At 49.1% G+C, this 18,557-nt stretch carries 11 protein-coding genes; 4 read left to right on the top strand and 7 right to left on the bottom strand.

The features are described 5' to 3' along the window. Nucleotides 1-14 precede the first annotated feature (14 nt). From QUB63_RS23810 to QUB63_RS23800, 3 genes are all read right to left on the bottom strand, one after another. Entirely contained in the window at nucleotides 15-3,128 is a 3,114-nt protein-coding gene (locus QUB63_RS23810; protein ID WP_332947800.1) for an efflux RND transporter permease subunit, read from the bottom strand. A gap of 343 nt (nucleotides 3,129-3,471) precedes the next feature. Next, nucleotides 3,472-5,256 (bottom strand): efflux RND transporter periplasmic adaptor subunit, encoded by a 1,785-nt coding sequence (locus QUB63_RS23805; protein WP_332947799.1) that lies wholly within the window; start codon nucleotides 5,254-5,256, stop codon nucleotides 3,472-3,474. Nucleotides 5,257-5,390: 134 nt separating this feature from the next. Then, on the bottom strand, nucleotides 5,391-5,567 hold the full coding sequence (locus tag QUB63_RS23800; RefSeq protein WP_332947798.1) for a hypothetical protein: 177 nt from the start codon (nucleotides 5,565-5,567) through the stop codon (nucleotides 5,391-5,393). A gap of 105 nt (nucleotides 5,568-5,672) precedes the next feature. Between QUB63_RS23800 and QUB63_RS23795 the strand changes: the two genes are divergently transcribed. Together QUB63_RS23795 and QUB63_RS23790 are read left to right on the top strand one after the other, a co-directional pair. Continuing rightward, on the top strand, nucleotides 5,673-6,806 hold the full coding sequence (locus QUB63_RS23795) for an AI-2E family transporter (RefSeq protein WP_332947797.1): 1,134 nt from the start codon (nucleotides 5,673-5,675) through the stop codon (nucleotides 6,804-6,806). 293 nt (nucleotides 6,807-7,099) lie between these two features. Next, nucleotides 7,100-8,167 (top strand): ABC transporter permease, encoded by a 1,068-nt coding sequence (locus QUB63_RS23790; protein ID WP_332947796.1) that lies wholly within the window; start codon nucleotides 7,100-7,102, stop codon nucleotides 8,165-8,167. Nucleotides 8,168-8,455: 288 nt separating this feature from the next. Here the strand turns inward: QUB63_RS23790 and QUB63_RS23785 are convergent, their stop codons facing one another. Then, the gene (locus QUB63_RS23785; RefSeq protein WP_332947795.1) at nucleotides 8,456-9,379 is read right to left on the bottom strand and encodes a glutaminase; all 924 of its coding nucleotides are present in this window, start codon (nucleotides 9,377-9,379) and stop codon (nucleotides 8,456-8,458) included. Nucleotides 9,380-9,835: 456 nt separating this feature from the next. Here QUB63_RS23785 and QUB63_RS23780 point away from each other — a divergent pair, with 456 nt between their 5' ends. Further along, a complete protein-coding gene (locus QUB63_RS23780; RefSeq protein WP_332947794.1) occupies nucleotides 9,836-10,189 on the top strand; it encodes a hypothetical protein in 354 nt (117 codons plus the stop codon). Here the strand turns inward: QUB63_RS23780 and QUB63_RS23775 are convergent. Both QUB63_RS23775 and pap read right to left on the bottom strand, forming a co-directional pair. Then, entirely contained in the window at nucleotides 10,186-10,839 is a 654-nt protein-coding gene (locus QUB63_RS23775) for a YdcF family protein (RefSeq protein ID WP_332947793.1), read from the bottom strand. The genes QUB63_RS23780 and QUB63_RS23775 overlap by 4 nt on opposite strands. A gap of 830 nt (nucleotides 10,840-11,669) precedes the next feature. Continuing rightward, nucleotides 11,670-13,157: a polyphosphate:AMP phosphotransferase gene (gene pap / locus QUB63_RS23770; RefSeq protein ID WP_332947792.1), complete on the bottom strand. Its 1,488-nt coding sequence runs from the start codon at nucleotides 13,155-13,157 to the stop codon at nucleotides 11,670-11,672. Nucleotides 13,158-14,017: 860 nt separating this feature from the next. On the opposite strand from pap, the gene QUB63_RS23765 reads away from it, so the two are divergent. Continuing rightward, on the top strand, nucleotides 14,018-14,977 hold the full coding sequence (locus QUB63_RS23765; protein WP_332947791.1) for a GNAT family N-acetyltransferase: 960 nt from the start codon (nucleotides 14,018-14,020) through the stop codon (nucleotides 14,975-14,977). A 289-nt stretch (nucleotides 14,978-15,266) separates the two neighbouring features. Here QUB63_RS23765 and QUB63_RS23760 read toward each other — a convergent pair. After that, nucleotides 15,267-18,557, bottom strand: a 3,291-nt coding sequence (locus tag QUB63_RS23760; RefSeq protein WP_332947790.1) for an Ig-like domain-containing protein, incomplete at its 5' end; no start/stop codon positions are given.

The raw sequence follows: 18,557 nt of genomic DNA, 5'->3' as shown, positions 1-18,557 counted from the left end.
AAACCCGCCCAGCCTCAACTTTTAGCCCGCTTTCTATTAATAGAAACAGACTTGCGCCCCCGCACCCGATCGAAAATCCAGACTTGCAAACCATCCATATAGGTATAAACCACCGGAATCACCACCAGAGTTAACAGCGTCGAAGTCATCAAACCGCCAATTACCGCCATCGCCATCGGGCTGCGAACCCCAGAGCCCGCGCCAATTCCCAGCGCAATGGGCACCATCCCAGCTATCATGGCGATCGTAGTCATCAAAATCGGCCGCAACCGCGCCACCCCCGAATCCAGCGTCGCCTCATACATCGGTTCGCCTTCCTTCTGATTCATAATCGCGTAATCAACCAGCAAAATCGAATTCTTCGTCACAATTCCCATCAGCAACACCACCCCAATCAAAGCATACAAACCGAGAGATTTTTGTCCCACCAAAAGTCCTAGCAACGCGCCACCCAGAGACAAAGGCAATGCCGCCATAATTGTGATCGGATGCAAGAAATTCGCAAACAACAGCACCAACACACCATAAATAAACAGTACCGCCGTTCCCAAAGCCCCCGCAAAACCGCTGAAAATATCCTGCATCACCTTCGCATCACCCGAAGATTCCTGTTCCACTCCAGGAGGTAAAGGATTCATTGCAGGCAGTTTCTTCACCGCAGCAGCAGCTTCTCCCAAAGTCGTACCCTGCAACAAATTCCCCTCTACAGATACTTGACGGGCTCTGTCGTAGCGATCGATCTGAGAAGGCCCGCTGCCCAAAGCAATATCCGCCACCGCCCTCAACGGCACCAACGTATTATTTTTACCCGGTATTTGCAGGTTTTTAATTGTTTCGATATCGCTGCGAAACTGCGGCGCCAACATCACGTGAATCGGAATTTGTCTGTCCGGCAAATCAAATTTAGCAAGATTCGAGTCAATATCTCCAATCGTTGCCAGAGAAGCAGTGCGAGCAATTTGTTGCACCGAAACACCCTGATCCGCCGCGCGATTTGGATCGGGTTTTACCAAAATCTCCGGCTTCACTAAACTCGCGCTAGATTGTACCTCAATCAGTCCCGGAACTTGCCTCATTTGTTGCGTCAGAGTTTCCGCAGTTTTAGTTAAAGCTTCGGCATTTTCGCTCTTGAGGACGATCGACATTTGCTTCCTACCGCCCACACGCCCTTGAGCAAAACTCAGCCGCACACCCGGAACATCCCGCAGTTTCGGCCGCATTTCCTCCTCAAACTTCTGTTGCTTGATCCGCTGATCGGCGGGCTTCAATTTCACGTACAGACTGGCTGTATTTACGCCGCTAGCGCCCCCTCCGCCGCCACCTGCGCCCCCGGAGACAGTCGGAGCGCCTTCGGTCTCCAAAACGCTATCTACGGCCGGATGAGCGAGCAATAATTTAGTTGCTTGCTGCACTGCTAAATCTGTCTGTGACAAGGTGGAACCCGGAGGCAATTCGATCGAGACAGTCGAAAGTCCGGTATCATCGCGATCGATAAAACCCGTCGGAATGAAAGGAATTAACTGAACGCTGCCGAAAAACAAAGCAACAGCTAAAATTAGGACGATCGCCCGATGCTTCAGCGCCCAAGTCAAAAGTCGGCGGTACTGATAAGAAAGTTGGTCTTTTTTAAGTTCCTGATGGTGTCCCTTATCCTTAAACAAATAAGCCGCCATCATCGGAGTCACAGTGCGGGCTACTAACAGCGAAAATAACACCGAAGCCGAAACCGTCACGCCAAAAGGTCGAAAAAACTGACCCGGAATTCCAGGCATAAAAGCCACCGGCGCAAACACCGAAACAATCGTCATCGTCGTAGCAACGACAGCCAAACCAATTTCAGCAGAAGCATCCAAAGAAGCTTGATAAGCCGTTTTCCCCATCCCGACGTGCCGTTCGATATTTTCAATTTCGACGATCGCATCATCGACTAATATACCCACCACCAGCGACAGCGCCAACAAAGTCATGCCGTTAAGCGTATATCCCACCATCCTCAGCACAGCAAAAGTAGGAATTGCCGACAGCGGCAAAGCCACCGCAGCAATCAAAGTAGCCCGCCAATCCCGCAGAAAAATAAAAATCGTGACAATCGCTAAAACCGCCCCCAAAACTAAAGCATCAACAGAAGCTTCATAAGAATCTCGAATGTGATCTCCTAAAGTATAAATAAGCTCCAACTTGACATCCGGCGGCAAAGTTTTTTCCATTTTCTTAACAGCTTCTCGCACCGCTTCTTCCACAGTAACGAGAGTGCTGCCGGTGCTGCGGAGGATGGCAAAAGCCACGACTGGCTTGTTGTTAAGCCGCGCGCCCTGACGCGCTTCTGCATAGCCTTCCTCAACTTTCCCCAAACCCGAAAGCGGCACAAAACCGCCTTTTGGCAAAGTAATTTGATAAGCTTTCAACTGTTCGATAGTTTTGGCACTGCCGATAGTGCGGACTGTTTGCTCGGAATTGCCAATTTCAGTTCTGCCCCCTGGCAGATTGATGTTAAAATTGCGAATTTGGTCGTTAACTTGGGTAGCTGTAATCCCCAGACTTTGCAGTTGTTCGGGGTTTAAATCAACTCGAATATCCTTGTCTCTGCCTCCAATTCGCTGCACTTGAGCGACACCTTTGACGGAGAGGAGGACGCGGCTGATGTTTTGGTCGATTAATTCGCTTAACTGTTCTACGGTTTGGCGATCGGAAACCACGGCGTAGGACATGATGGAACCGCCGGCAAATTCCACCCGCTTGACGACTGGATCGTTGATATCTTGCGGCAAGCTTTGGCGGATTTGGGCGATCGCATTTCGGACATCATTCGTAGCGCGATCGCTATTCGTGCCCAACAAAAAGTTGACTGTCGTATTAGAAGAACCGTCATTAACGGTAGAAATAATGTGGTCGATATTGCCCAAACCAGCCACAGCATCTTCTACTTTTTTCGTAACTTGTGATTCAAGTTCCGCCGGATCTGCCCCTGGTTGGCTGACAGATATCGAAACCGAAGGCACATCGATATTCGGTGAATCATCAATCCCTAAAACTGGAAACGATACTAAACCCCCGAGCGTCAGAATTAAGAATAAAACAATCGTCGGGACAGGCTGTTTGATCGACCAAGCCGAAATATTAAAAGACATAATGGGAATTAGTAATTGGTAATTGGTAATTGGTAATTGATAATACAGTCCCTCTTTTTTTCTCTTTTTTTCTCTTCTCTTCTCTTCTCTTCCTTCGCGTCCTTCGCGTCTTCGCGGTTCGGTAAAAAAATACTGTAAGGTGCGCACTGCGCACCGATTGACTCAGTAACTAACTAACTAATCGTAAGGTGCGTCAGGGGAAATTTATTAGTCGGCGATCGCCAAATTCTCACCTGACGCACCCTACAATAAATAATGACAACTACCAACTGTCAACTGCCAACTGCCAACTACCAACTGCCAACTGCCAACTGTCAACTGTCAACTGTCAACTGTCAACTGACTACTGACTGCTAACTTTCACCCGATCGCCATCCTTAAGATAACCCGCTCCAGCAACAACCACGCGATCGCCCGCCTTCAACCCCTTTTTAATCTGAACCTGAGCACTCGTCAAATCACCAACCGCGCCCCCAGTAATCTCCCCAACTTCCACCGGTTGAGCCTGCACCTTATCCTCTCCCACAAGTTTGTAAACAATAGAACTGCCGTCAGACTGAGGTAAAATAGCCTTAGCCGGGACTTTCAAACCTTGAGCCGTAGCCGTCGAAATCGAGGCGCGCAAAAACATTCCCGATCGCAAAAACTCGCTTGCAGGCAAATCAATCTTCACCGTAGCCTGCCGGTTTTGCGGGTCAACTAACGGCGAAATCTCTCGCACAGTTCCTGACAACTTAATCCGCTTGTCAGAATCCGAAGTAATCTGCACTGCTGTTCCCGGCCGCACTTGCGAAACCTGAGTTTCCGGCACTTTTAATTGCAGTTCCAGCTTGTTTCCCCGAATAATCGAAAATAGTTTTTGATTTCCCGAAGAAACATCACCAATTCGAGCAATTTGTTCAGATACAATACCGCTGTCCGGCGCTCGGACAATTGTTTGTTCCAGTTGAGTTTGTAACTGTTGGACTTGCGCATTATTGCTGCGGACACTTGCTGCGTTGTTCCCCACATTTGCTCGGGCGCTGCTGACAGTTGCGGCCGCCGTATTCACCTTAGCTCGGGCGCTGCTGAGGGCGGCTCGCGCGGTACTGATATTAGCTTCGGCATTAGCTACTTTAGCTTGAGCCGATCGCACTTCTTCCGCTGCTTTGTTCTGTTCTTCTAAAGCTTTATTCAAATCTGCCTTAGCCTTGTTCACATCTTGAACAGCAGTTTCGCGCTCGGTTTTGCGCTTTTCTAAATCTTGCTGGCTGATTACTCCTTGAGCCGCCAAATTTTGACTGCGCTCTACTTCTCTTTGAGCTTGAGCTAATTTAGCCTGGGCGGAAGCAATTCCCGCTTTAGCTTGATTCACGCCAGCTTTAGCTTGCTCGACGCCAGCTTGGGCTTGGCCGACACCTGTTTTAACTTGCGCTGAGTCAGCGATGGCTTTTTCAATGCCAGCGACGGCTTGAGCGACACCGGCTTCGGCTTCTTTTTGGGTAGACTGAGCTTGCTGCACTTGAGCTTCGGCTTGTTCTACCGTAGAATCGGCCGATTGTACTTTAGCAGCGGCTGCGGCAATTTGCGATCGCAGCACCGAGTCGTCCAAAATCGCCATCGTCTGGCCTTTCTCTACCGCATCCCCTTCCTTCACCAAAACCTGCTTGATTTGCAAACCGTTGGCTTGCGGCAGCACCGGCAGCAAATCGTAGGCCGCCACGGTGCCCGTCGCTTCCAGAGTTTGAGCCACCTCGGCAGATTCCACAGGCGCCACTGTCACAGTTTGAGCCGTCGCCTGCTGAGCCGGCGCTGGGGCTGTAACTGCAGGAGGCGCCTTTTTTCCCGAAACTAAGTGTACGCCCGCCAGCGTTGCAGCTACGCCAATTCCCGCGCCCGCCAACAAGGCCGGCCACCGAATTCCTTTGCTGGGCCCAGCTTCTGGCTCTTCTGGTTCCCAAACTTCTGATTGTTCGTCTGGAACTTCTAAGGCTATTTCTCGTTCATCTTCCTCTGGGGAGAATTGCCAGCGAGATTTGTCTGACACCCCACTTTCAGGCGCATCGACTGCTGAGTTCCTGTTGCGCCCGCCCTGCACGGGGGAAAGCGGTTGTTGTTCTTCCGCTTCTGAAAAAACTTGATTGGTCACGGTAGTTCCTCCCGCCGGTTTGAGCCTTCGGTTTTTTATATTGTAAAGAAAGATTGCGGTTTTAATATCTAGTTCATTTTAGCGGAGTGCGCGACCAGTCGCGCCTCCTGCTTTTGGGTGAGTGTGGGGTCGTTTCATCTGAATAATGGCGATTTGGATTGTATTTGAGTGCGATCGACCTTTAACTCGATCCGGCTTTCGGGCACAGTAATATTAGCGTGATTTGCGATCGCCTGCGGGCGATCGGGCTTGCATTGTCTGTCCGGGAGCGGTTTTACCATCACCAACTCATCAATGCTGAGACAATTCACTCTAATCTCGAACAGATTATTGCTAATCTATACTCTAATATGTGTGTTGTAGAATACAGCACAGCGGCTAAAAAAGTTGTGCCAGTTTAATTGACAAAAATCACAATGAATAGTGTCTTTTCTCCCGTCCAACAGTTTCTAATCACTTGGTTGCTAGTGCTAGTGACAGGATGGTTTACCCTGACTGCTATCAATTATGTTGGGGAACTGGTCAGCATTTTAGTAACAGCGGGACTGATTGCATTTTTATTAAATTATGCAGTAATCAGACTGCAAGTATTTTTGCCGCGGGGAGTAGCTGCGGGGCTGGTTTATTTAACTGCGGGTGTGGTAGTAGTAGTCATCGGTTTAACTATTGTGCCGCCGGTGTTCAGCCAAGCGAGGCAGTTGGGCGTGAGGTTCCCGGATTTGCTGGAGTCGGGGCGACTGCAGCTCGGTGAATTTCAAGCATGGAGTGCCGATCGCAATTTGCCATTTGACGTGCAAATATTGGAGCAGCAACTGTCAGCGAAAGTGCAGGAGCAAGTACAGGCGATCGCAGGTACAAGTTTAGGCTTAGTTGTAGGCACTGTTAACTGGTTTCTCGACTTAATTCTGATCCTGGTAATTTCATTTTATATGCTCCTAGACGGTCAAAGAGTGTGGCAGGGTTTGACCAGTATTTTTTCCCCAGATATTCGTTATGTTTTAACCGAAACTTTGCAGCGAAACCTCCAGCGATTTGTATCGGGACAGTTATTGCTGGGACTATTTATGGCCACCTCGCTGACTCTGGCTTTTTGGTGGCTGCAAGTGCCGTTTTTTCTGTTGTTTGCCGTGTTTATCGGATTAACAGAAATAATTCCGTTTATCGGAGCTACTTTGGGCATTGGCACTGTTAGTATAATTGTAGCGTTTATCGATTGGTGGCTGGCCCTGCAAGTCTTGGTAGTGGCGATCGCCCTCCAGCAAGTCAAGGACAATTTAGTAGCACCCCGAATCATGGGCAATCTCACGGGCTTGAGCCCGGTAATTATTTTCACAGCTCTGCTGCTAGGAGGTAGAGTGGGAGGATTGTTAGGAGTTATCCTGGCAATTCCGCTAACTGGGGTAGTCAAAAGTATAGTAGAAATTGTACTCAATCCCAAATTACCTCCGCAAACAGGCTCATTTTTCTACAATCCCTTTAGCGGCGAGGAATTGGGGAAAATTGCCGAAAATGAAAATAGAATAATTTTGGTTGCAGATGAAAAAAAATAGTTTAAGGTTCGATCGTTCGGACTTCAGTCCTCAAAATTTATATTAGTAAGGAAATCAGCCCTTGCTACTGATTCCGTTAATAAAGGATTAGGGGCATCTCAGTTTTGCTATTATGTGAGTGGGAGCGTCCCCGCTCGCTTCCTTATATGTAGCGAGCGGGGACAGCACTCCTCAAACCGCTTTTTACTCTCCGAAAAAAACGCTCGCAAAAAACTTGCATTCCGATGCTGCGAACCTCATAGGACTTGCATTCCGATGCTGCGAACCTACTTAAAATCTCAAACCTAAAACTTATGAAATGGTGGCAAAATCTTAAAAAAAATCCTCTGGCTCGGTTGGGAGCCGTGCTGCTGTTAATCTTTTATACAGTCGCACTTTTCGCCGAATTTGTGGCGCCATACGACCCCTACGACTCTCAATTAAACGGTTCCTTGCTGCCCCCGACTCAGATTTATTTAAGCACCAAAGACGGGCAATTTATCGGGCCCCACGTTTATCCGACTACTCAGGGCCCGGTGGATGCGAATACGGGCGCTCGCGAGGTAATTGTAGACTGGCGAAAACCCTCTGCTGTCGGTTTGTTTGTCAAAGGTTCTCCCTATAAGTTTTTAGGAATTTTGCCATTCGACAGGCACCTGTTTGGCACTACAGGAGAAGGCAAAATTAACATTTTAGGCACAGACGAACAAGCTCGCGATCAATTCAGCCGCTTAGTACAGGGCAGCCGAATTAGCCTCAGCATTGGTTTGGTTGGCATAGCAATTTCTTTTCCCTTGGGATTGTTGGTCGGAGGAATATCCGGTTATTTCGGAAGTTGGATTGACAGTATTTTAATGCGCTTCGCCGAAGTATTGATGACGATTCCCGGTCTTTATTTATTAGTAGCGCTAGCAGCAGTTCTGCCCCCGGGATTGACAAGCGCTCAGCGATTTATATTGATTGTGCTGATTACTTCATTTATCAGTTGGGCGAGTTTAGCGCGGGTAATTCGCGGCCAAGTTCTCTCAATCAAACAGCTAGAATTCGTGCAAGCTGCGCGGGCTATGGGTGCCAATCCAATTTATATTATTGTCCGCCACGTTTTGCCGCAAACTGCAACTTATGTAATTATTGCTGCTACTTTGTCGGTTCCGGGTTTTATTGTGGCGGAGTCGGTTTTGAGTTTAATTGGATTGGGAATTCAACAGCCAGATCCTTCTTGGGGAAATTTGCTATCTCTGTCTACGAATGCTTCAATTTTAGTGTTGCAGCCTTGGTTGGTCTGGCCTCCGGCGATGCTGATTATTTTGACTGTTTTGGCGTTTAATTTATTGGGGGATGGGTTGCGGGATGCTCTCGATCCGAGAAGCATTCAAAGGTAATTGAAAATTGGCAATCGGGAATTAGTAATTAAAATATTTGTTGTAGGGGCGGGTTGGCCGACAATCTACGCCTCAAAACAAATAATCTCAAAAACCCGCCCTCGCCCAACAGTAAATCAAAATATACATTTTTTGCATTCTATCTTCCGTCTTGGTTGATGTAGACTATTCGCGGTGTGGGGCGGGTTTATTTATCTTGTTTGTACTGATGGGAGATTGTTGGTAAAACCCGCCCCTACGGAATTATATTGTTTCCCAATTCCCCAGGACCAATTGTCTCTTCCAAATCTAATCAAATACACTCAACCGCAGAGTCTTAGCTATTTGTTCCAATAGAAACAAACCGCCGACAGAATTTCCCTCTTTATTCAGGGGCGGGCTGTAAGATGCGATCGCCCCTTCACCCGGAATTACCGAAAGCATTGCCCCACTAACACCCGACTTAGCCGGCAATCCCACCCTCCGCGCAAAGCGGGCGGATGCTTCATACAAACCGCAAGTAGCCATCAGCGCTTTAACAGTGCAGCAGTTTTCCCCGCTTGCTTCGCCACCATTTACCAAAACCATTCCCAGCTTAGCTAAATCCTCTACAGTTCCCGACAAACAGCAGACGCGATTGTAGGTTGCTAGCGCAATTTCCGAGTTTTGCAGATAACCCGATTCTACCATTGCTAAGGCGAGATCCCAATTATTTTGATTCGGCCTTGAATTCACTGAATCCAGCATTAACTCGTCAACAAATAACTGACTGTTTGCCTTTTGGTTGAGCCAATCGAGCAAGTTTTGACAGCGCACAACCGCATTTTCACCGGGAATCAAAGACGCTAGGGCGATCGCCCCGCTATTGATCATCGGATTTCTCGGCTTCCCTTTATCCCTTTCGAGTTGAGTCAGGGAATTGAAAGGAAGTTCCGAAGGCTCGCAGCCAACACAGTCAAAAACCGCTTTTTCGCCCAATTCGCACAGCAAGTAAAGCAAGACGAAGGGCTTGACTGCGCTCATCAGCGGGAATGTTGTAGCAGGGCTGCCCCAGCTCAAAATTTGACCGTCAATTGCCCGAATTTGCACGGCAAACCCTTGTCTGTCGGCTTCCGCAAGCAGAGGTACGTAGGCGGGGACTTGACCGGATTTACTGCGATTAATTGCCTCTGTTGCCCAAGCTGCCAGTTGTTCGGGTTGCAGGGAAGATAGTTTGCTGGTGGATATTTTCACTGTCCATTATTTAGATAATTTGAGATTTGAGATGGGCAGTGCGATCGCCCTTTTTGACCAGAAACCCAGTTTTTTAACCGAATTGCGCCACTTCAACTCCTGGAAGCAACCGGGAGTCTGAGGTGAGAGCAAGTGCGATCGGCTTTCAGGCTGCGATCGTTACCGCCTGGGACAACTAATCAATATTATTGACAAATTTTTCCTAAAAATCTGTAGTTTGCATAAAAACCTCCCCTTCACCCAGATAGATAAGTAGCAGCATCGAGGCAGGGCTGCTACCCAAAACCAACAAGCACTAGCTTGAAATGCCTTCAGATTCTGATTTTTAAGCCCCAACAAGGGGCGGGGTGCATATTTAATTTAATTTTTTCAGAGTTCGCGCAATCCTTTCCGGAAACCCCCCGAACCTCTGAGAATGTACTATCCAACCGGATCTACCCAAACCAGGATAAAAAAATGCCAGAAGAAGCGAAAGCAGAAGCGAAAGCAGAAGCACCAAAACCCGCCCCAATGATTTTTAAGGGTGTGTGCAAGGACGGAGTTCTCAAAGGCAAAGAAATTGAAGGCAAACTAGACATCAAAGTCAACGTCGAATCTGTTACCACCCCACCAGCACCCCAAACAAAATCCAAGTGGGAGGAGCCTATATTTTGGGTGCTGTTTTTATTAGTTGCCAACTTTGCCGTCGGCGACCCCGCCGGAATGAGAAAATACAGCCCCCCACAAAGGTCACATTCCGATCGGATGTTAAACCAATCTGGGGAGCAGTCGGTGTTGCCTAAGAAAAACACCACCAACTTGCCGCTTTAGGCCCTCGGAGCCTGCCAGCCGCGCAAATAGTAATAAACAGACCCGAAATATTCATCGAATACTCGCGTCGTAGTTACCAAAGCTTCTGCACTGGGCAGGAAATCTCCCGCGTCTAAGCGGAGTCGGGATTTCCCTCCTGACACGGGCTGGTAAGTGTAGAAGTCCGTAGCTCTGGGAATCACCTGGATTCCCATATTCGCAAAAGCGAGGCTGGCACGGCGCATCTGAATCGCAGATGTGACCAGAATTACTTTGCGCCCGACGCCGCGGCTGTCGAGGATCTTTCTCACTTCCTCGGCGCTGGTGCGTATGTTTCGGCCGTTATCGTCGAGAACGATACTGGTGCGCGGCACGCCCATGTTGCTTGCCAGCAAAGTCTCGATATCCTTAGCTTCGCCAGTATAATTCTGCGACTCGGGTCTGGACCCTGCGCTAACGATGACCAAAGGTGCTAGTTGTTTTTTGTACAAAACCGCAGCATAGGGCAGGCGATTGCCTGTGTCTGTCAGTTGAATCGCTTCTCGGTTGGCTGTGTGACTGTTAGTCGTTCCCTTGCCCAGCAGGACGATCGCCGCTGCTGTTTCGTCGCAGCAAACTGTGGTGCGGGCTGCCGCATCTCGTTCTGCTTGATCGGCGAACCAGTAAGCCACAACTGGCATACTCGAAAGGATCAAAACTAGCAGCGCTGCCAAGATCATTCTCGGCGCCGGGTTGCGAATGCCCCCGTTCGTGATCAGCGCCGATGCAATCACCAGCAGCGTGATCGAAAAACCCAGCGGCTTAAAGAAGAAGGCTATTAGGCCGAAAATCGCTGCTCCGACTGGCGTGTCTGGCGCGAAAAAAGCCAGGAACAAAAGGCTGATCAGCAGCAAAACGCGCAGCCGGTCTATTAACGGATTGTCTTTGCCTCCTGATTGATCCCACCACGATTTGATCAGTGAGAAGAGGAGGAATAGAAATAGAATGCGAGCAAACAGTTCTGGCATCTTGCAATATTCTGTGTCTTCATAAATTAGTACAGAAGTCTGGAAACGAGCGCAAATTTAGCTGCGGGAGCAAATACGGGCATCGGTTGGGTTGTTAACTTTCGCCGATCGGACTGCGCGATCGCATTTCTAAGAAAATGCTCGATTCCGGTCAGCTATCAACTATTGGTTGCAGGCAAGGAGAGCCCGCTAATTCCAGTCAGTCGATTTGAGATTTTAGATTTGAGATTTTAGATTTACTCTACAGATGAATCTGCGAGCAGGAACCTTCGTCTAAAATTTTAGGATCTCAACAAGGCGAGTGTACGTGGCACGGTACCCGTTTTGGGGCGGGTCACAGATTGCTGAGAGTTAATTGGTAATTGATAACTGGTAATGGTCGATCGGTAATTGGTAATGGAGCGAGCCGGCGGCCGGTGAAATTGGCAATTCAAGCCTGCTTTCTGCTGCCTGCTATTTTTCCGATTACCTGTTACCCATTCACCAATCCCAATTTATCGGCGTTTCAGTTGATTCCGAATTGCCTGCGTTACCGTTTGAATTACTTTAACACGAGCATAATACTTGTTATCGGCAGCAATCAGCGTCCAGGGAGCAGCCGGCGTGCTGGTGCGCTGAATCATTTGATTTACCGCCACTTCATAATAATTCCACTTTTGGCGATTCCGCCAATCTTCGTCGGTGAGTTTGTATTGTTTAAATGGATTGTTTTGCCGCTCTGTAAACCGCTTTAGTTGCTCGTCTGGACTGATGTGCAGCCAGAATTTAACTAAGACACAACCGAAACTGGTGAGTTGCTCCTCAAATTCGTTGATTTCCTGGTAAGCTCGGTGCCATTCGGGTTCGGCGGCCAATCCTTCGACTCGCTCGACGAGCACTCTACCATACCAACTGCGATCGCAAATGCTGATTTTACCAGCAGTCGGCAGCCGCCGCCAGAACCGCCAGAGGTAGTGGTGAGCTTTTTCTTCGTCTGTCGGGGCCGCAAAGGCGTTGACGGTGTAACTGCGGGGGTCTAGGATGTCCGTCAAGCGTTTGATCGCGCCTCCTTTGCCGGCGGCATCCCAACCTTCAAACACCACTAACACGGGGATTTCATCTTCGTGGATGCTTTGTTGCAGTTTGCCAAAACCGGTTTGTGCTTCGCGAAGTTGCTCTTTGTACTCGTCTGCAGACAGCGATTGAGTTAAATCTACTTGGGCGAGCAAGTCGGGTTCGGTTGGTTGCAATTTTTCTTGAGGCGGCAATTTCACGGGTGCAGATTGCGTCGGGAGTCTGTCTAGGGATTCTGTAATTGTCGCTGCCATTTGCGTTAAAACTTTGACTCTCGCCCAGCGCTGACAGTCGCCTTCTACTAGCGTCCAAGGTGCCGGGCCCGTGCCTGTTTGCACGACCATTTCTTCGGCCAAACTTTTGTATTCTTCGTATTTTTTGGCTTGTTTCCAGTCTTCGGGCCGCACTCGCCAAGCTTGTAAGCTGTCGTCTTCTAGTTTTTTGAGCCTGTGCTTGAGTTCTTTTTTGCTCAGGTGAATCCAAAATTTGGCAATTGCCGCACCGTCATCTACCATTTGCCGCTCGAAGGCGTTGATTTGTCTGATGACTGTCGGTACTTCGGCGTCGGAAAGCCGATCGAACAACCGGTCTTCTAAAACATGAGTGTACCAACTGTGATAGAAAAAGCCAATCCGCCCTCGCGCCGGAAGTTTCTGCCAAAACCGCCACAGGAAAGGATAGCCCATTTCTGCCTCTGACGGCGGCCAAATCGGGTGTACCGCAAACCCGCGCGGGTCCATGTACCCCACCATTTGTTTGACGAGGGCGCCTTTTCCGGCGGCCGCCCAGCCTTCGAGGACGATGATCGCGGGCAGTTTTTTTTCCCAGCAGGCCAGTTGGAGCGATCGCAACTGCTGCATTAAAACTTCAATTTTGGCATCATAGGTTTCTTTATCCAGGGAAATATTTAAATCGAGGTTGTCAAGCATATTGACCTCATTTCTCCAAAATAGTACAACTGCTGTGTCGGCTTCAAACGCCGCTCCAGTAAATCATCCCCAATCTAAAATCTAAAATCTAAAATCTAAAATGGTATGACCTCATACAAATCGGACAAAGCAGTTTAACGTTAGTTTAACGTTTGGATAAAATTAAATCTTAAAGTGCGGCAAAAAGTTATAAAGACTACAGTTACGGTCGGTTAAACCCCCGGTGCTTCTGCCGCCGAATCCCGGCTCCCGTTAATACTAACAAAACTCCCCTAACCTCAAACTTGCCAAAAAAAACCTGAGCGGTTATAGTTGAAGCGAGGGAACTTTTTAATAAGTTCAACTTCTCCCCTCCCCCGATCGGGCGAGTTAACAGGAGCAGCAACAAATCCCTGAAATAGGATTTCTTGTCAAACAGAGCAAAAGTAAAAATCAACTACCCGGTGGGGGTGAAAACTTCTTTACTTAGCTGCATCAAATTTATTTAAACAACAGTTACTCAAGCACCAGCTTTGATAACTTCGAGGGCGCTGCTTGCGAAGGTTGGGCGCTCCTCGGGTCTGAGACTCAAATACAAAACTAGCCCAAAAGGGCAAACCAATTTTTATGATTGCGCTATGAGATAAAGCCTGAAAGCCTGGGTGATATAAACAGGTTTCTGAGTTTTATCAACACCATTCTCAAATACTAAAATCCGTTTGTGTGCGGGTCTTCGAGTCCGCGCCACAAGAACATAAATCTCTTGTGGAACAGGCATCCTGCCTGTTACCGACATTTGTGCAAAATGTCCGAATTACTGTACTCAGTTGCCAATACCCATTAACAGGAACAGTCCGAAATTACGGATTGCAAATTTTTCTATGAATATCTTGACAACACGCTCCTACAAAGGCGAAACTGACTGGTGCGCGATCGCAAATTTAATCGATGCTTGTGAAGCAGTCGATCGCCTCGGCGAAGAAGTCTCAGCAACTGAACTCAAGCTAATACTTGATGCCCCCAAACTCGACAAAGCCCGCGACGTGCAATTGTGGGAAGATGGTAATTACAAACTAATCGGTTTAGCACTGCTAGATATGCCCGATTCCCCGGCGGAAATCGACGCTTGTCTCTGGTTTTACGTGCATCCAAACCTGCGCCGCGCAGGTTTGGAAAAAGATATCATTAAATGGGGCGAAAAGCGGCTGGGCGAAGTCGCGAAAGAACGGAATTTGCCTGCAAAATTGCGTACATACAGCCGTGAAGACCAAACCGATGAGATGCGGCTGTTAGAAAAACAGGGCTTTGAGGTCGATCGCTATTTTCTCACAATGGCGCGATCGCTCTCGGAACCCATTCCCGCACCCGAATTTCCCGCAGATTTTGCGCTGACGCACGTATCGGGAGAAAAAGACATCCAACCCTGGGTAGAAATGTTCAACCAGTCATTTATCGATCACTGGAATCACCACGATTTAACTGCGGAAACCGTGCGTTATTGGATGCAAGATCCGAATTATCAGCCGGAATTAGACTTGATTGCTGTTTCGGGCGATCGTAAATTTGCAGCATTTTGCGACTGTCAAATCAAACCCCAAAAAAACTCCCGCAGCGGCACAAAAGACGGTTGGATCGAACTATTGGGTACGCGGCGCGACTTTCGGAAAATGGGTTTAGGAAAAGCAATGCTGCTGGCGGGTTTGCACTCCTTAAAAGCTGCGGGTGCAAATACTGCGAAACTCAGCGTCGATGCTGACAGTTTGACGGGGGCGACAAAGCTTTACAAATCTGTCGGTTTCCGCCCGATGGAAACTTGGCTGTCGTGGGCTAAGACAGTATAAATTCGTAATGGTGGCCAGAAACCGGGTTTTTGCGACAGACTTGGTGACAACTCGTAGATGCGGGAAAAAACCCGGTTTCTTGGATTGTGCGCGAGTGGCCAACGTTTTTAATGCTGTAGGGGCGGGTTCACCAACCATAATTGCCACTCAACCAATAATCTCGTAAACCCGCCCCCACCCAAAGGTAAATCACAATCTACCTCTTTCAAGATACAAGGAGCGGGTTTTAGCAAAAATATTGGAAGCTAGCCAAGGGATAAATAAACCCGCCCCGTCTTTCATTCCTTCCCTAAATCAACCGGAAATTCGCCGATGTAATCGAATTAGCACTCACTCCAATCATCACACCTAACTCCTCTCCTGTCAAGACATTTTTGATGAGAGTTCCCTGAGTATTTTGAGTTATTGCTAACTGACCAAAACTCAAACCACCGCTTAATCCCATCAAGTCTTGACCGACAGTAAAATCAGCGATTATGTCAAATCCTTGACCAGCTTTTAAGGCAAAAATATCATTGCCGCTACCGCCAATCAAACTATCATTCCCCAAGTCTCCGTAAAGGAGATCATCACCTTTTCCGCCCAGGAGAGTATCGTTATCTTGCCCTCCATAAATAGTATCATTTCCTTCACATCCTCCCAGGATATCGGCTTGTTCGTTACCGCTAATTAAGTCATTACCTACACCGCCGCAGATAGTATCAGAACCTAACTGTCCAAACAGGTAGTCATCACCTTGACTACCAAGAATTATGTCGTCACCTTTGCCTCCGAATAAGGTGTCATTATCCTTACCACCATCGATGAAGTCATTATCTTTATCACCCCGAATGATGTCATTACCTTCGCGGCCATTTATGGAGTCATTGCCTTTGCCTCCAAAGATTAAATCGCTGCCCAATTCGCCAAGAACGATGTCGTTTCCTTCATCTCCATAGAGGATGTCGTCACCTTTGCCTCCAGTGATGAAGTCGTTGCCTTGGTTGCCATTAAAGATGTCGTTGCCCGCACCACCATATAAGTTGTCATTCCCGGATTTGCCATCGAATATATTGCCGTTGTTAGTGCCGAGAAATTCATCGTTTTGGGCAGTGCCTATTTGAATTCCCGATACACCGAGTATGGTGTTTTCAACTGAGTTAGGTTGGTTTAAGTTGGGATAGGCAATGTCATCGCAGATGCAGTCGTCATTGGGGATGTTATTAGTTATTGGTGTCGGTGTTCCCGATGGTGTCGGTGTTCCCGTTGGCGTCGGTGTTCCCGATGGTGTCGGTGTTCCCGATGGTGTCGGTGTTCCCGTTGGTGTCGGTGTTCCCGTTGGCGTCGGTGTTCCCGTTGGTGTCGGTGTTCCCGTTGGCGTCGGTGTTCCCGTTGGCGTCGGTGTTCCCGATGGAGTCGGTGTTCCCGTTGGTGTCGGTGTTCCCGATGGAGTCGGTGTTCCCGTTGGTGTCGGTGTTCCCGATGGTGTCGGTGTTACCGATGGTGTCGGTGTTGCTGTGGAATTACTAAAGAGAATGATGTCGCTTGGTGAGAGAGAATTGGCTTTGATAGAGATAGTTTGACCATTGCCTAAGTTTAAGACTAAACCGGAAGGGGTAGATTGTAATGCTGCGAGCACTTGTTCCGGTGAGGTGAAACCGAAGGCGACATCAAGTTGTAATTTATCTTCTCCAGGGGTGAAGTCTAAAATCTGGTTTTGTCCGCCGAAAGTACCAGTTCCGGGACTAAAGATGAAGGTGTCATTGCCAACTCCTCCGGTGAGGGTGTTGTTGCCAACTCCGCCATTTAGGATGTCATTGCCAGCGCCACCATCAAGGATGTCATCACCACCGCCACCGCTGAGATTGTCTGGGTTGCTTGTACCGGTGAAGTTGTCGTTAAAGGGACTGCCAATGATAGTGATGGGTTGAGTGATGTTGCTGAAGTTTTGGGTAACGCTGTTGGGAGAGGAGGCATAGTCGAAGAAGTTGGTGGGTGTTGGCGTTACCGATGGCGTTCCCGTTGGCGTCGGTGTTCCCGATGGAGTTGGTGTTCCCGATGGAGTTCCCGATGGCGTGGGAGTTCCCGATGGCGTGGGAGTTCCCGATGGCGTGGGAGTTCCCGATGGCGTGGGAGTTCCCGATGGAGTTGGTGTTCCCGATGGAGTTGGTGTTCCCGATGGAGTGGGCGTTCCCGATGGCGTGGGTGTTCCCGATGGAGTTGGTGTTCCCGATGGCGTGGGTGTTCCCGATGGCGTGGGTGTTCCCGATGGAGTGGGAGTTCCCGATGGAGTGGGAGTTCCCGATGGAGTTCCCGATGGCGTGGGAGTTCCCGATGGAGTGGGTGTTCCCGATGGCGTGGGAGTTCCCGATGGCGTGGGAGTTCCCGATGGAGTGGGTGTTCCCGATGGAGTGGGTGTTCCCGATGGAGTGGGTGTTCCCGATGGCGTGGGAGTTCCCGATGGAGTGGGTGTTCCCGATGGAGTTGGTGTTCCCGATGGCGTGGGAGTTCCCGATGGCGTGGGAGTTCCCGATGGCGTGGGTGTTCCCGATGGCGTGGGTGTTCCCGATGGCGTGGGTGTTCCCGATGGAGTTGGTGTTCCCGATGGCGTGGGAGTTCCCGATGGCGTGGGTGTTCCCGATGGAGTTGGTGTTCCCGATGGAGTTGGCGTTCCCGATGGCGCGGGGGCCGGTGCGGGCGCGGGGGCTGGTGCAGGTGTGGGTGCAGGTGCGGGCGCGGGGGCTGGTGCAGGTGTGGGTGCAGGTGCAGGTGCGGGTGCGGGGGCTGGTGCGGGGGCTGGTGCAGGTGCAGGTGCGGGTGCGGGGGCTGGTGCGGGTGCCGCAACATTAACGTTAAAAGTCCCTAAACTACCAGCAACAGCAAGATTGCCAAGTCCATCTTTAACCTGACTTGCTTGCAAGTTAATACTGTAAGTTCCATTGTCAGTATCATCCCAACTTCCGCCGGGAGGAGTAAACGAATAAGTCGCTGTCCGAGGCGTACCATTACTATTAGTATCGACACTGACAAAAGTAGCAGGAATACCACCACCTGACCAATTTACAACCAGATCAGAATTATCTAAACTGCTAACATCAATTCCACTGCTATCGCTGAAAGTAACTGTCAATATCTGACTTGTACCGCCCGCTGTAGTAATGTTAGAAATTGCACCCAAGTTAGCAGTTGGTGCTGTAATATCGGCTGTGCGAGTTAGTGGAGTGGCTGCGGTATTGTTATTACCTGCGGTATCCGTTGCTGTATTCACAGGGACATCAACTATGACATTACCATTCGCAGTGGGTGTAACGGTGAAATTATAAGTTGTGCCGCTACCTGTGAAATTGCTGACTGTGCCGTTAGTCAGATTCACGCCGCTTGCACTAAATCCGGTGACGCTTTCGCTGAATGTTGCTGTGACTATAAATGGTGCGTTTGTGGTGGTTGGGGAAGTTGATGTTAGAGCTACTGTTGGTGCTGTAATATCGGCTGTGCGAGTTAGTGGAGTGGCTGCGATATTGTTGTTACCTGCGGTATCCGTTGCTGTATTCACAGGGACATCAACTATGACATTACCATTCGCAGTGGGTGTAACGGTGAA

Origin of the sequence: Microcoleus sp. ARI1-B5, from assembly GCF_036705795.1 — a bacterium.
Lineage (GTDB): Bacteria > Cyanobacteriota > Cyanobacteriia > Cyanobacteriales > Microcoleaceae > Microcoleus.
This window is presented reverse-complemented; position numbering and strand designations above follow the sequence as displayed.